Source organism: Chimaeribacter sp. YP20170169 (assembly GCF_056739715.1).
The window spans coordinates 997,512-1,012,293 of record NZ_CP176824.1 but is presented as its reverse complement, the minus strand read 5'-3'; the positions used below and the strand labels follow the sequence as shown (position 1 = coordinate 1,012,293).

Sequence of the window (14,782 nt, the reverse complement as noted above, 5' to 3'; positions counted from 1 at the left end):
GCATCTGCCCCTTAATTTTTGCCTCAGGCATTTGGGGGAAAGACATCGTTTTCATGGCCAGCCTGCGCGACATAGGAATGACTTGTGAAACCACGCTTGCCTTCGCACCGCCAAGTCACCCACAGTTTATGTTTAGTGGTACCCTCCACCTTGTTGAAATCCAAGGCCAACCAGTTACGCTCTGGCATGATGTACTTGCTATAGCTGGGAAAGGGGAGCATCTGCAAATGGTGAGCACTGTTTATTTCATCCTGCTTTACCAACACGTTTAAATAGGATAGAAAAAAGTAATCTTTAAAACCGCTGGCAAAGGGATTCATCACTGCTGACGAAATCAGCTGCGTCAGGCTCTTTTGGCGTGGTGACTCACGTTGCCGCCTGTCGGCAGCATATCCTTGGGCAGCCACATGGACATCACCCGAGACGATATAGACATCCACTCCTCTTCTGTCTGCCAGTTGTAAAAACGTTTCAATCACTTTATCCCTTTCACCGGCATGGTCAGCATGAGCCCAGTGATCCCTGACATCATCGAGGTTACCCTCCTGCACATCATCATGGCTGATGAAATCAAAAGCATTTGGTAGCATCACCAAATCGGGATAGATCATCGGCACCGACGACATAAAAATCACACTCTCAATATGTATCTCCTCATGGCCATCATTGATAGTAATCAACGCCGCTTTTATCTGGTTCCAACTTGCCAACCCAATGATCTGCTGTCGAGTACGCTCGCTACGTAAGTCCGCAGCAATCAACACTAAACCATACATTTTGAACAGGGAGGTAAAGCCTGCTTGCTGATCCAGCAAGGGTAATGCCAAGAGATCATCTTCTTTGTACGCCAGCCATGACAGCGGCAGGAAGCCGCCAGGCATTGAAGTGTCTTTCTCAAGCTCAGGCAATAAACTGATGGGATTCTGCAATTGGAAAACCCAAAAAGCTTGGCGTGCACAGGCAAAGAGGGTTTCGAACAATGGGCAGACCTGCCATTCCGCATGGTAGGAGCCCCAACCATCAAAAATATCATGATCGTCCCACATCATGATGGTAGGAATAACTGCCATGGCATCAGCCCCATCATAATGGCCATCGATGACAGTATCGTCCCAGGCCGTCCGACCACTCTGCAGCCAGTTTTTAAAATAATTAACGTAATAGTAGCGCTCAATCTCTTGCGCCAATCTAGGCGATACTTGATAGTCACGCTTTTTGGCTTCGGAGAGATGAGTCCACGCCTTTAACTCCTCAATATTCTCCCATATGGAATCCATATAAATTTGATCTCCGCCCATCATCAGCAGGTGAAAACGCTGGGTCTTCGTCTGCCGCATTTTATTGTCCAACCACACTTGATTAGAGTCAGGTGAGAAGGTTTTGGGGCGCAGACTGAGATCATGGCTGTTTACCAGATCGCGCCAAGCCCGATAGGGATAATCATCCCGATCTTTGAGCTTCTCTGGGTGGCTAATACCATTGCAGGAGACATAGGCCAAATGGGGCATCTCCTGCCTGCCCGGTACAGTAAAATGCCACTGGTGGTTTACACCAACAATTTTATAGTTGTGGCGCTGACTGATCTCTTCCATTTCACAAGAGAGATCAAATCGCAGTACCTGTAGGCTTTCTAACTCTAGTAACACTACTGGCTCCTCACATTGATTGTCATCCAAGAATACTTGCGGGAATGGTTCAGTTCCCGCCTGATGGACGCCAATTAGCATACTGACTTTCCAGACATCCTCCTGCATGCCGCGAAAGGAGAGGATGGGGCCAATAAAGATAAGTTGATTCATTGTCATTCACCTCTTCAGGTTAGGCAGTAATTAAAGAGTCGTTTTTATCTCTCCATCCCTGATAGCCGTGATGATGTGGCTCATGACCGCACTCATCCTGTCTCCCTTACCGGGTATAAAGTAGTAGGAGTGGCCTAATTCACTATTGATAAGATTATTGACCTTTGTGCAATCTATTACGTGAACATTTGAGTAGATCAGGTTTGGATTCCGCGGGCCATGACTACCTAGCCTGTGGCTTCCGTACCTAGTCCGGCCCAGGTTTATGGCTACGCTGGCTCCAAGCACATAGTCATCTCGGGCATGATAAACAATGACATCGTTCGATAACTGGCAAATCACCTCTCCATCTTGCTGAGATTCCAATGCGTTGTCCTCAATATCAGCCGCAATAAGAAATGCCGTTTTAAAAAGCGTTGTATCTTTATACTGGTTATTATCAAAGCTCCAGCGATGCAAGAGTGAGCATAGGGTCAAGTTACCCATAGAGTGCGCCATGACATACATATTCTTCCCAAAACTTTCATTTTTTAGATTGTTGGCTTTGTAGTAAAAGAAGAGTGAGATTGCTCTGGCAAAGGCTAAATCGGAGCGCATTGATGCATCATAATCGTTAAAGTATTTATTAATCAGGCCATAACCCCCGCTAGCGGGCCAGATGACAGGAATAAACTGAATTCTTTCTAGACTGGCATTGCCGTATTGCTCATTCATTTGATAGACCAGACTGAGAACGTCGGCAGGAAAATTATTGAACCCATGAATAAAAAAGACCACGTTTTTGGGTGCGCTATTAAAAAGTGTCATAAAGAAGTAGGGGTAACCGAGCTCGGTACTTATTCCACTCGCTGCATCATAATCACAAAAATAGACTGATGCCCCAGCATCATTATTTTTTATATCGAACTCGAAATTTCTTCCATACTGAGTAACAACCGAACCGACAGGCATGCGATTAGTAACAAATAACATAACGCCTCCTCACGAGCGAGCGCTTACGTTGATTAAGATGATGATGGTTATTCTACTAACAATACTTCCATCTTAAAAAAACACGAAGCATTCCAGCTCAAAGAGATTTGGCTGTTATAACAAATTAACCATTGCATTTTTCTTTTCACTATAATGAATCTTTTTATTTTTTCACTGATTTTATTTACGTCTTCTGGCTTGCAATCTCATAACGCTGAGCAGTACGGATAATTTTTCGTGGGGAGGAAATTTGTACTATTTGCTCCTGTTTTCTTACTTTAAAACAGAATTAAGCCTTTTTCTTGTGGCATAGGAAAAATGTGAGGATTCTCACATTCTCGTACTAGGACGGAGGCAAGCCAGTACTGAATAGCCTGTACTCTCTTAAATGAAAATCTATTTCCCCCTCGCTGCAAAAATGCACTATGCTGAAATGTTGTCCATTCGCGTGCGATCCTCCCTTTATGAGGCATCCTGACTCAACACGCCAGACCGCTCCCGGCAGGGTGCATCGCTATTACCCATTACAACAATCAGAAAAAGCGTATTCATTTCGTTAATGAAATGATGCAGGGTATACGAATGTGATGAAACTCCGAATTTTCTGAAACCGATCTGCCTATTTTTCGACGTTAATCTCGCTAAGGAGCACTGAGATGAACCAGTTAGAAGCTTTGAAAAAAGTGACCACTGTCGTAGCCGACAGCGGCGACATTGAATCTATCCGCCACTTCGAACCGCAGGACGCGACCACCAACCCCTCTTTGATCCTGAAAGCCGCTGGCCTGCCGCAGTACCAGCCCCTGTTCAAAGACGCGTTGGAGTACGCCCGCAAGCAGGGTGGCACCAAAGAGACGCAGATCATCAACGCCTCCGACAAACTGGCCGTTAACATCGGCGTCGAGATCCTGAAAAGCGTCCCTGGCCGCATCTCCACCGAAGTGGACGCGCGCCTCTCCTTTGACCGCGGCATGTGCATCGCCAAGGCACGCAAGCTGATCGGCATGTACCAGGAGCAGGGCGTCGACAAATCCCGCATCCTGATCAAACTGGCCTCCACTTGGGAAGGCATCAAGGCAGCAGAAGAGTTGGAGAAAGAGGGCATCAACTGCAACCTGACCCTGCTGTTCTCCTTCGCCCAGGCCCGTGCCTGCGCCGAAGCGGGCGTCTACCTGATCTCCCCGTTCGTTGGCCGTATCTATGACTGGTACAAGGCCAAAGAGCCGAACGCCGACTACAGCGCGGACAACGATCCGGGCGTGAAGTCCGTACGCCGCATCTACGAATACTATAAACAGCACCGCTACCAGACCGTCATCATGGGCGCGAGCTTCCGTAAAGTGGAGCAGATCCTCGCACTGGCTGGCTGTGACCGCCTGACCATCTCCCCGAACCTGCTGGAAGAGCTGAAAAACAGCGACGCCCCGGTTGAGCGCAAGCTGACCCCGTCCACTGAAGCCTTCCATCAGCCAGCGCCGCTGGCCGAGGCTGAGTTCCGCTGGGAGCACAACCAGGATCCGATGGCGGTGGAAAAACTGGCGGAAGGTATCCGTCTGTTCGCCGTTGACCAGCAGAAGCTGGAAGACATGCTGTCTGCTGAACTGTAATCACGGAGTTTTAATACATGTCCTCTCGTAAAGAGCTTGCCAATGCCATCCGCGCGCTGAGCATGGATGGGGTGCAAAAAGCCAAATCCGGCCACCCCGGCGCCCCGATGGGGATGGCGGATATCGCCGAAGTGCTGTGGCGTGACTACCTGAACCACAACCCGGTCAACCCGCACTGGGCTGACCGCGACCGCTTCGTGCTCTCCAATGGCCACGGCTCGATGCTGATTTACAGCCTGCTGCACCTCACCGGCTATGACCTGCCGATTGAAGAGCTGGCCAACTTCCGCCAGCTGCACTCCAAGACCCCGGGTCACCCGGAGTATGGCTACACCGCGGGCGTTGAGACCACCACCGGCCCGCTGGGCCAGGGTATCGCCAACGCGGTGGGCATGGCGATTGCCGAGCGCACGCTGGCGGCGCAGTTCAACCGTCCGGGCCACGACATCGTTGACCACTACACCTACGCCTTCCTGGGCGACGGCTGCATGATGGAGGATTTCCCACGAAGTCTGCTCGCTGGCCGGCACCATGAAACTCGGCAAGCTGGTGGCGTTCTATGACGACAACGGCATCTCCATCGACGGCCACGTTGAGGGCTGGTTCACCGACGACACCGCCGCCCGCTTTGAAGCCTACGGCTGGCACGTGGTGCGCGGCGTGGATGGCCACGACGCCGACGCCATCAAGGCAGCGATTGAGGAAGCGCGCCGCGTGACCGACAAGCCGTCGCTGCTGATGTGCAAGACCGTGATTGCCTTCGGCTCGCCGAACAAGGCCGGTACCCACGACGCGCACGGCGCGCCGCTGGGCGACGCCGAAGTGGCGGCCACCCGCGAGGCACTGGGCTGGCACCATGGCCCGTTTGAGATTCCGCAGGACATCTATGCCCAGTGGGACGCCAAAGAGGCCGGTCAGGCGAAAGAGCAGGCGTGGAACGAGAAGTTCAGCGCCTACCAGCAGGCCCATCCGGAACTGGCGGCCGAGTTCAGCCGTCGCCTGAACGGTGAGCTGCCGGCAGAGTGGCAGGCCCAGTCCGACGCCTTCATTGCCAACCTCCAGGCCAACCCGGCCAAGATTGCCAGCCGCAAGGCATCGCAGAACGCGCTGGAAGCCTTCGGCAAACTGCTGCCGGAGTTCCTCGGCGGCTCCGCTGACTTGGCGCCGAGCAACCTGACCATGTGGTCTGGCTCGACCTCGATTGGCGATGACCCGGCGGGCAACTATATCCACTACGGCGTGCGCGAGTTCGGCATGACCGCCATCACCAACGGTATTGCGCTGCACGGCGGCTTCCTGCCGTACTCCGCGACCTTCCTGATGTTCGTGGAGTACGCCCGTAACGCGGTGCGCATGGCGTCGCTGATGAAAATCCGCAACGTCTTTGTCTACACCCACGACTCCATCGGTCTGGGTGAAGACGGCCCGACCCACCAGCCGGTGGAGCAGCTGGCCAGCCTGCGCGTGACCCCGAACATGAGCACCTGGCGTCCGTGTGACCAGGTAGAGTCGGCGGTGGCGTGGAAGTACGCCATCGAGCGCAACGACGGCCCGGCGGCGCTGATTTTCTCCCGCCAGAACCTGGCGCAGCAGCCGCGCACCGACGCCCAGCTGGCGAACATCGCCCGCGGTGGCTACGTGCTGAAAGAGTGCGACGGCACGCCGGAGCTCATCCTGATTGCCACCGGCTCGGAAGTGGAGCTGGCGGTGAGCGCCTACGAGCAGCTGACCGCCGAAGGCCGCAAGGTGCGCGTGGTCTCCATGCCGTCCACCGACGCCTTCGACAAGCAGGACGCGGCCTACCGCGACTCCGTGCTGCCGAAAGCGGTGAGCGCGCGGATGGCGATTGAAGCCGGTATCAGCGACTACTGGTACAAGTACGTCGGCCTCAACGGCGACGTGGTGGGCATGACCACCTTCGGCGAATCTGCCCCGGCAGAGAAGCTGTTCGAGCTGTTCGGCTTCACCACCGACAACGTGGTGAACAAGGCCCGCGCCCTGCTGGGCTGAGCCGTTCCCCGCTGACAGGCGCCCCACGGGGCGCCTTTTTTATGGGGGCGACGGCTCCCTGCCCTACCCGCGCGTAGTCCACAGCAGCGGCCAGCCATGCTGGCTGACGCCATCGCAGTGCGGCTCTGAACGGTACTCCGCCAGCACAAACTGCTTGCCGTCATAGATCCAGCGGCTCGACTCGCCGCAATCGCCAATGCCACGTCCCTTGGCATAGAGCGTCAGTTCGCCCTTCGCCTCATCCATGTCCGCGTTGATCATCTCCGGCTCCAGCGTCTGTGTGCCATTCAGCTTGAACGGCGCATTCAGTGCCAGCTCCTCCGCCTTGAACGGCGCGTGGCGGTTCGCCAGATAGGCCAGCGAGAAGAGGTTATAGGCCCCCATGTCGCAGTTCACCAGAATCAGCGCCCGATCGGCGCTGAGGGGTGTCAGGCGGATGTCGCGCTCAGACGGCTCCAGCGTGCAGTCATTGGCATCAATGTTGGTGGCGGCAAACTGCGTCAGGGCGGCGATCTCCGTCTCGGTGAGCGGCTGCGGCAGGGCAAACACCGGTGCCTCCGGGGCCTGTGGCGCGGGCGGCACGCTCTCTGCTGGCTGGCTGCCCGGCTTCGTCCAGGCGGTGACGCTCTCCACCCGCCCCTGCTGGGCATCCATTGCCAGCAGCGCCGCCTTGAACCCCTTCAACGACACCACCTGCCGCAGCTTGACCTTCTCTTCGCCGGAGAGGGTCAGCGCCGAACCCTCGCGGATGTGGGCGATAAAATCGGCCACCACCAGCGGGTTATCTGCCAGCGTGAGGCGGTCAGCAATCTGCCACTCTCGCGGGTTGAGGCGCAGCACCTTGCCATCCAGCAGCAGGCGCGGCGCAATCGGCCGAGTGTCGCTGTCAGGGAACACCTCGCTCTGCTGGTTGTCCAGCCGCACCTCCGCCCGCCCCTGCGGCCCGGCCTCACGGCTGATCAGCAGCACCAGCCCATTGTGGTCATTGATATTGCGCGCCTGGCAACGGTTAAGGTTATCGCAACTGACCGTCCAGTCGCTGTAGTCCTGTTGCAGCGGATCGGCGGCGGCCTGTAGGGCGGCTAGCAACAGCACAGAAAACGTGATTACTCTCAACATCATCCATTCTCGGTTGGAAAAGTGGGTTCCGATAATAGCCCAACCTTTTGACAGCTTGCCTCTCTTTCCCACGCATTTTCGGCGCGGCACGCAAATTAACCGGATTATTCTGCAAGCGCCTGAAATGTCTGGAAAGCATCGCGCAAACTTAAGCTTTGCCCATGCCACATCATTGCCGAGGTGGGCGGCAAGCGGCACAATGCTGCCCTGAGAAGCCAGGCTGTTATGCTGCCTGGGCAAGAGGCTGAGCATGGCCTGAGCAGGGTAAGAGGGAGTGAGCGATGAGAGAGGGGATCCGCCGGGGCATCCGGCTGGGGGCATGTGGCATGGCCGCGGCGATAGGGCTGCTGGCGGCGGCCGGGCTGCGCGCCGAGGAAGCGCCACAGGTCTATACCGGCACGCTGGGCGACCAATCCGTGGTTGTGGAGCTAGACCTGACCCAGCCAAATGAGGTGACGGGCCGCTACTTCTACCAGAAGTACCACCTTGACCTGCCGCTGAGCGGCACACTGGTGAACCATGACCTCAGCATGAGCGAGGGGCTGGACGCGCTGGATGACACGCCGCACCCGACCATCAGCCTGCAACCTGCCGAACAGGGCTGGCAGGGGGAGTGGCGCAGCCCGCAGGGCAAAGTGTTGCCGTTGCAGCTCACGCAGGCCCACCCCACGGCCGCCGCAGGTGAGGACGCCTATCTAGCGACCCTGGCCGACAGCGATCCTTATGAGTACCTGCGCCTGCATGGGTTACGGTTGCAGCGCGACAAGCCACAGACAGTGATGGGCTACGCCATCCAGTGGTGGCGCGAGCCGCAATCTGGCATCCGGCTGTTTGAGATCCTCTCCGGTTACCCGCCGGCGCAACTTGAGACGCTGAACCGCCAGCTGCGCGCCCGGCTATGGCAGGAGGTGGTGGATTACCACGCCTGCCAGCTGGGGGCCAGCCGTTTCGGCCAGGGGGAGTTCTTCCAGACCGTGACGCCCACCCTGCTCTCACCGGCGGTGGTCAGCGTCAGCGTGTTCACCAGCTATGACTGCGGCGGTGCACACCCGGACTTTGGCGACGCACCGCTGAACCTGAATGCGCAGACCGGCGAGAAGCTGGCGCTGGAGGATGTACTCTGGCTGGGAGAGGGCAAGCCCTTCCACTATTTGTATGAGGAGAACAGCTTCTACGACGGTGGACAGGATGCGGACGAAACCACGGACAGCGTCAGTTTTGATGACTACGCCGCCTACCGCAGCCATACGCTGGCCCCCTGGTTAGTGCGCCAGTTCCAAACGCTCTACCCGGAACAGATGGCCGTGCCGGCGGAGGGGGATGAGGATGGCTGCAACTTCAGCGACCCGGAGATCTGGAACTTCCCGGCCTGGTACTTCACGCCACAGGGCATCTGGTTTGGCCCCTCTTTCGCCCGCGTGATGCGCGCCTGCGAGGGGGAGAGCTGGTCGGTGCTGCCGTGGAAACAGATCACCGGCCACCCCGGTGGCGTGGCGCTGGCGCTACCGAAGTAAGCCAACACCCCTAGCGCGGGCTGGCGCTGGGCCGCGTGCTCCCGAGCCACGCGCTGGGGGCAAGCGGTGCCATGCCAGTCAGTTGCCGATGTCGCGCAGCTTTTTGCCCGCCATCAGGTTGCGCTCGATGTGCTCCAGGGTGACGTTTTTGGTCTCTGGGATCAGCACAAAGGTAATCACCACGAACAGCACGTTGAGCGCGGCATAGAGCCAGAAGGTGGCCGCTGCGCCGATGCTGTTGAGCAGCGTCAGGAAGGTCGCGCCGATGATCATGTTGGCGACCCAGTTGGTGGTGGTGGAACAGGTGATGCCGAAGTCGCGGCTTTTCAGCGGCTGGATCTCGGAGCAGAGGATCCATACCACTGGCGCGGCGCTCATCGCGTAGCCAGCGATGCACATCATGGTCATGCCAACGGAGAGATAGGAGAGGCCGCTGGCGCCGCTGCCACTGCCCATCTGTTGCAGGCAGAAGCCGAGCACCAGAGTGCCGATGGCGATCACCGAGAAGCCAATCTTCAGCGCCGGTTTGCGGCCCGCCTTGTCCACCATGCCGATGGCGATAAAGGTCGCCAGCACGAAGGTCAGGCCCACCACCACAGTCGCCATCATCTGCTCGTGGGTAGTGGTGAAGCCCGCCAGGCTAAAGATTTTTGGCGCGTAGTACATGATGACGTTCATGCCGGTAAACTGCTGCATCGCCTGAAGCAACATACCGAGGAACACCGCGCGGCGGACGTTGGCGTTGGTTTTGAACAGCCCCCAGCCATTCTGTTTCAGCTTCAGGCTCTCGCGGATCTCGTTCAGCTCCTGACGCGCCTTCTCGGAGGTGTCACGGAGCATGTTCAGCACCTGCTCCGCCTCCACATGCCGCCCCTTGGCCGCCAGCCAGCGCGGGCTGTTGGGCAGGAAGAACACCGCCACCAGCAGCACCAGCGCGGGGACGCAGAGCACACCGAGCATCGCGCGCCAGTTGCCGCTGGCGCTGAAGGCGGTGTCAGAGAGGAAGGCCAGCAGGATGCCGATTGTCACCATCAGCTGGTACATGGCGATCATCTTGCCACGGATGTTCTCCGTAGCCATCTCAGAGAGGTAGAGCGGCGCGGTGTAGGAGGCGATGCCGACCGCAAAGCCGAGCAGCACCCGCGACAGCAGCAGCAACTCAATGCTGTGCGCCAGCGCTGAGCCAGCCGAGCCGAGCACAAACAGCAGCGCACCGATCATCAGGCTGTATTTGCGCCCCAGCCGTGACGACAGCCAGCCGTTTGCCAGCGCGCCCAGCGCCGCGCCGAGCATCATGGTGCTGACCACCCACTCCTGCAGGCGGCTGCTGAGGGTGAAGTGATCGGTAATAAAGGGCAGCGCGCCGGAAATGACGCCAATATCCAGCCCGAACAGCAGGCCGGCCATCACTGCCGCAAATGACACAAACAGGTTCATCAGGCGGGTGCGCTTCGCCGCATCGTGGGGGCGCAGGTTGGCCTTGCCGGGGTAATCATGGGTAGCAGACATAACGTTCTCCGTAACAAATCATCGGCCGGTGCCGACAGCAGATTTACCGCATACGAGAACGCCACCCTACGGGCTGGCAGGGGGAAGGCGTGAGGCGTAGTCAGCTGTAAGTATTCACTTTTCTGCTACGGCGGGCGGTTTTGTGATAGAGCCATCACAAAAATATGGCTAAAAATGGGGTGGATATGGAGAGGTGTGCCGTGGGCAGGCGCCGTGGGCCGGCGCGGCGGAGGCTGCAATGGGCAGGCGCGACCGGGGGTGCCGTGGGCGGGTGCGACGGAGGGTGCAATGGGCGGGCGCGACGGAGGATGCCGTGGGCAGGCGCGACCGGGGATGCCGTGGGCAGGCGCGACGGAGGGTGCCGTTGGCAGGCGCGACCGAGGATGCCGTGGGCAGGCGCGACCGGGGATGCCGTGGGCAGGCGCGATGGAGGGTGCAATGGGCGGGCGCGACGGAGGGTGCCGTTGGCAGGCGCGGCGGAGGGTGCCGTGGGCAGGCGCGACCGAGGATGCCGTGGGCTGGTGCGGCGGAGGTTGTCGTAGTCAGACGCGGCGGAGGGTGCCGCCGCGCCGGGAATCAGCTCAGCAGGCCGGCCAGTCGGGCGTGTTGCAGCAGCATGATGGTTTTGCCATCTTTGATGCGGCCGTCGCGCACCATCTCCAGCGCCTCTGGGAAGGGGATCTCCAGCACTTCAATGTCCTCATCCTCCACGCCGCCGCCTACGTGGGAGCGTAACGCCTCATGGTACTCCGCCACGAAGAAGTGGATAAGCTCCGTCACGCCGCCCGGCGACATGTAGGCCTCAAACAGCTTCTGCACCTCGCCGACCACGTAGCCGGTCTCCTCCACCGCCTCTTTGCGGATGCAATCCTCAGGCGAATCGTCATCCAGCAAGCCGGCGCACGCCTCCAGCAACATGCCATCATGGTTGCCGTTGACGTAGGTCGCCATGCGGAACTGGCGGATCAGCACCACGCTGTTCTTTTCGCGGTTATAGAGCAGGATGGTGGCCCCGTTGCCCCGGTCATAGATCTCGCGCTTGTGCTTCACCTTGCTGCCGTCCGCCTTCTCCAACTGGTAGGTATAGTTGCGCAGCACAAACCAGTTGTCTGACAACATCTCATTCTTCAAAACCTCAATTTTCGCTGCCATGGTACTCCCCGATTTAGCGCGTTGACTCTCCCCATGATAAGCGCCGCTTGCGCCAGATGCCAGCGGCCCACACACCGGCGGTAGCGCCGTTATCTGAAAGTAAACAGAAGGTTAAATAAAATCTGAAGCAGGATAATATTTTAATTAAAATACGCTTTTATCCGTGCGCCGGAGGTTAGGGTGACAGTCAAACGCTCGCTTATACGCTCACTAGCCGGAGTGTTTCTTGGCATCGCCCTGCTGAGCGCCCTGACCACCAGCCTGGCCGTGGTGACACTGTCTGGCAGCCTGCGTGACGCCGAGGCGGTCAATATCGCCGGATCGCTGCGGATGCAGAGCTACCGGCTGGCCTACGAGTTGGGCGCGAATGCCCCAGCGCTCGAGGCGCATCTGGCACTCTACCGCCAGACGTTGGCGTCACTGCCGCTGCATGAGCGGCCGCACATCTGGGTGCCGGACGAGGTGCGGCAGCACTACCAGCGCCTGCGTCAGGCATGGGCACCGCTGGAGGCCGCCGCCCTCGCCCGCCAGTCGGCACGTTACCAGCGCCTGCTCGAGGGCTATATCACCGAGATCAATGACTTTGTGCTGGCGTTGCAGCAAAACGACGAGCGGAAGCTGACGGGCGTGGCGGTCGTCAGTTTGGCCGGGTTTGTCGCTACCCTGCTGTTGCTGCTGTTCTCGCTGCACTTCTTGCGCCGTCGGGTGGTGGTGCCGCTCAATAAGCTGGTAGACGCCAGTCTGACGATGCAGCACGGCGAGTTCCACTTCCCGCCGCTGGAGACCACGCTGCATAACGAGCTGGGGCTGCTCTCTGCCACCTTCCAGCGCATGTCGGACGAGCTGTCGCGCCTCTATCACTCGCTGGAGCATAAGGTGCATGAGAAGACCGCCGACCTGACGCGCGCCAACCGCACGCTGGAGGTGCTGTTTGACTGCTCGCAGGCGCTAAGCGGCGGCCAGTTGGATCGCCCGCGCTTTCAGCGGGTGCTGGATATTGTTTGCCGCACCGAGAGCCTGCAGGTGCTGCGCCTGACGGTGCAGGAGGGCGGCGGCAGTTGGGCGCTGACCAGCGGCACGCCACAGGCCGAGCTGCGCTGGCACCATCTGCCGATCCAGCAGGAGGGGCGTGAGATTGGCCGGCTCGACTGGCAGAGCCAGCAACCGCTGACCCACCCGCAACTGATGGCGAACGTGGCGGACATGCTGGCGCGCGGGGTGTTTTTCAACTACGCCCAGAAGCAGCAGGTACAGCTGCTATTGATGGAGGAGCGCGCCACCATCGCCCGCGAGCTGCATGACTCGCTGGCGCAGGCGCTCTCGTTCCTGCGCATCCAGCTGACGCTGCTGAAACGCAGCCTGCCGGACGCCGCGCCGCCGGCACAGGCGATTGTCGCGGAACTGGAGCAGGGGCTGGCGGACGCCTACCAGCAACTGCGTGAGCTGCTAGCCACCTTCCGGCTGACCATCCAGGAGTCGTCACTGGAGGAGGCGCTGCGGCAGATGCTCGTGCCGTTGCAGGCCCAGAGCACGGCGGCGCTGCGCCTTGACTGCGCCCTGCCCTCCCAGTCACTCAACGCCCAGCAACAGGTGCACGCCTTGCAGATTGTGCGCGAGGCGGTGCTCAATGCCATCAAACATGCGGCGGCGACGTCGATTGAGATTGTCTGTCGCCCCGATGATGCGCACGCCAACATGATTACCATCCGTGATGACGGCATCGGCATGATTAGCACGGAGGAGCCAGAGGGACACTATGGCCTCGATATCATGCATGAACGGGCGCGGAAACTGGGCGGGGAGCTGGCGATCGGGCCAGCCGAGGGCGGCGGCACCGAGGTGCGGCTGCGCTTTCCCCGGCGGTAAATATCTGGAATGTGGCCCGCTGGCAGGTGAAAGCCACAATTTCACCCTATGGTTGTTACTGGGGGATGGGCCATTTCCCCCTTCACCTGCGGTAAAGGCATCCCGGCGCCCCCGACTGTGAGCCGCGCTATCCCTGGAGAAAAGCTTTTATGGTGAACCATACCCATAGCGTCATGATTATTGATGACCACCCGCTGATGCGCCGCGGTATCAAACAGCTGCTGGAGCTGGACCCTGCCTTTCGCGTGGTGGCGGAGGCGAGCAGCGGCAGCGAGGCGCTGGCGCTGGTGGCGCGCAACGCGCCTGACCTGATTTTGCTCGATTTGAACATGAAGGGCATGTCGGGACTCGACACCCTGAAGGCGCTGCGCAGTGACGGCGTCGCGGCGCGTATCATTGTGCTGACGGTTTCGGACGCGCGTAGCGACGTCTATGCGCTGGTGGATGCCGGCGCGGATGGCTACCTGCTGAAAGACAGCGAACCGGAGGCGCTGCTGGCCAACCTCCACCGCGCGGCGCAGGGGGAAGGTGTGTTCAGTGAGGTGGTAGCGGAGTATCTGGCGTCACGTGGCGAGCAGGCAGACCCGTTCGCCATGCTGACCGAGCGTGAGCTGGATGTGTTGCAGGAGGTGGCGCGCGGCCTCTCCAACAAACAGGTGGCCGCGCGGCTCTCGATCTCCGAGGAGACGGTGAAGGTGCATATCCGCAACCTGCTGCGCAAGCTGGACGTGCGCTCGCGCGTGGCGGCGACGGTGCTCTGGCTGGCGCACCACAAGCCGTCGCAGGGTTAGCCGATGGCCTCCAGCAACTGGTCATGGTGGCGATCGATCCACTCGCTGTCCAGCGGCCCCCAGCCCTCCAGCTGGTAGTAGCCATCATTGTTGCGTACCCCCTGCTGGATGAACTTCAGCTCCACCCCCATCCCCGGCAGCGCCTTCAGCACATCCTGCAAGGTGCGCCGCGGCCAGCCGGTCAGGGCCATCAGGCGCGGAACATTGGGCCGCTCCTGATGGCTAATCAGCCAGCAGAGGTAGAGGCGGCGGGCAAAAACAGAATTGAGCAGCATGGCAGACTCCCTTTGGACCCTAAATATTCATTATGACACCATCCCGCGCTCCCTGCTGGCCTCGCCTGATGCGGGGGTTACCGCCGTGCCAGGCGGCCGGGGTGCGCGGTTTTATTTACATGATCTCCTTATTTTCTCCACGCTTTAGCAAGGTGCGACGCGTAAAGT

At 59.1% G+C, this 14,782-nt stretch carries 10 protein-coding genes and 1 pseudogene; 5 read left to right on the top strand and 6 right to left on the bottom strand.

Translation table 11 applies throughout. The annotated features are described in order from the left end of the window. Window positions 1-23: 23 nt before the first annotated feature. Window positions 24-1,799 (bottom strand): alkaline phosphatase D family protein, encoded by a 1,776-nt coding sequence (locus ACK3SD_RS04615; RefSeq protein WP_481126924.1) that lies wholly within the window; start codon window positions 1,797-1,799, stop codon window positions 24-26. 30 nt (window positions 1,800-1,829) lie between these two features. Further along, complete coding sequence (locus ACK3SD_RS04610; protein ID WP_481126923.1) at window positions 1,830-2,771, bottom strand: alpha/beta hydrolase; 942 nt, start codon at window positions 2,769-2,771, stop codon at window positions 1,830-1,832. 656 nt (window positions 2,772-3,427) lie between these two features. Here ACK3SD_RS04610 and tal point away from each other — a divergent pair. Together tal and tkt are read left to right on the top strand one after the other, a co-directional pair. Continuing rightward, window positions 3,428-4,378, top strand: a complete 951-nt coding sequence (tal, locus tag ACK3SD_RS04605; protein ID WP_137762474.1) for a transaldolase — start codon at window positions 3,428-3,430, stop codon at window positions 4,376-4,378. A gap of 17 nt (window positions 4,379-4,395) precedes the next feature. Then, window positions 4,396-6,388: pseudogene (gene tkt, locus ACK3SD_RS04600) on the top strand (transketolase). Between the two features lie 63 nt (window positions 6,389-6,451). Here the strand turns inward: tkt and ACK3SD_RS04595 are convergent. Then, window positions 6,452-7,510 carry a DUF1176 domain-containing protein gene (locus tag ACK3SD_RS04595; protein ID WP_481126922.1) on the bottom strand — a complete coding sequence of 353 codons (1,059 nt, stop codon included), beginning with the start codon at window positions 7,508-7,510 and terminating at the stop codon, window positions 6,452-6,454. Window positions 7,511-7,788: 278 nt separating this feature from the next. Here ACK3SD_RS04595 and ACK3SD_RS04590 point away from each other — a divergent pair, with 278 nt between their 5' ends. Beyond that, window positions 7,789-9,021, top strand: coding sequence for a hypothetical protein (locus ACK3SD_RS04590; RefSeq protein WP_481126921.1), 1,233 nt, complete (start codon window positions 7,789-7,791; stop codon window positions 9,019-9,021). 78 nt (window positions 9,022-9,099) lie between these two features. Here the strand turns inward: ACK3SD_RS04590 and ACK3SD_RS04585 are convergent, their stop codons facing one another. Beyond that, window positions 9,100-10,530, bottom strand: a complete 1,431-nt coding sequence (locus ACK3SD_RS04585; RefSeq protein ID WP_481126920.1) for a sugar porter family MFS transporter — start codon at window positions 10,528-10,530, stop codon at window positions 9,100-9,102. Window positions 10,531-11,106: 576 nt separating this feature from the next. After that, window positions 11,107-11,682, bottom strand: a complete 576-nt coding sequence (gene nudK / locus ACK3SD_RS04580) for a GDP-mannose pyrophosphatase NudK (protein WP_481126919.1) — start codon at window positions 11,680-11,682, stop codon at window positions 11,107-11,109. Between the two features lie 180 nt (window positions 11,683-11,862). Between nudK and narQ the strand changes: the two genes are divergently transcribed. Both narQ and narL read left to right on the top strand, forming a co-directional pair. Then, the gene (narQ, locus tag ACK3SD_RS04575) at window positions 11,863-13,548 is read left to right on the top strand and encodes a nitrate/nitrite two-component system sensor histidine kinase NarQ (protein ID WP_481126918.1); all 1,686 of its coding nucleotides are present in this window, start codon (window positions 11,863-11,865) and stop codon (window positions 13,546-13,548) included. A 149-nt stretch (window positions 13,549-13,697) separates the two neighbouring features. Continuing rightward, window positions 13,698-14,339, top strand: coding sequence for a two-component system response regulator NarL (gene narL, locus ACK3SD_RS04570; protein WP_481126917.1), 642 nt, complete (start codon window positions 13,698-13,700; stop codon window positions 14,337-14,339). Here the strand turns inward: narL and ACK3SD_RS04565 are convergent. Then, window positions 14,336-14,614, bottom strand: coding sequence for a winged helix-turn-helix domain-containing protein (locus tag ACK3SD_RS04565; RefSeq protein ID WP_481126916.1), 279 nt, complete (start codon window positions 14,612-14,614; stop codon window positions 14,336-14,338). The two genes, narL and ACK3SD_RS04565, sit on opposite strands and share 4 nt — an antisense overlap. Window positions 14,615-14,782: the final 168 nt, after the last annotated feature.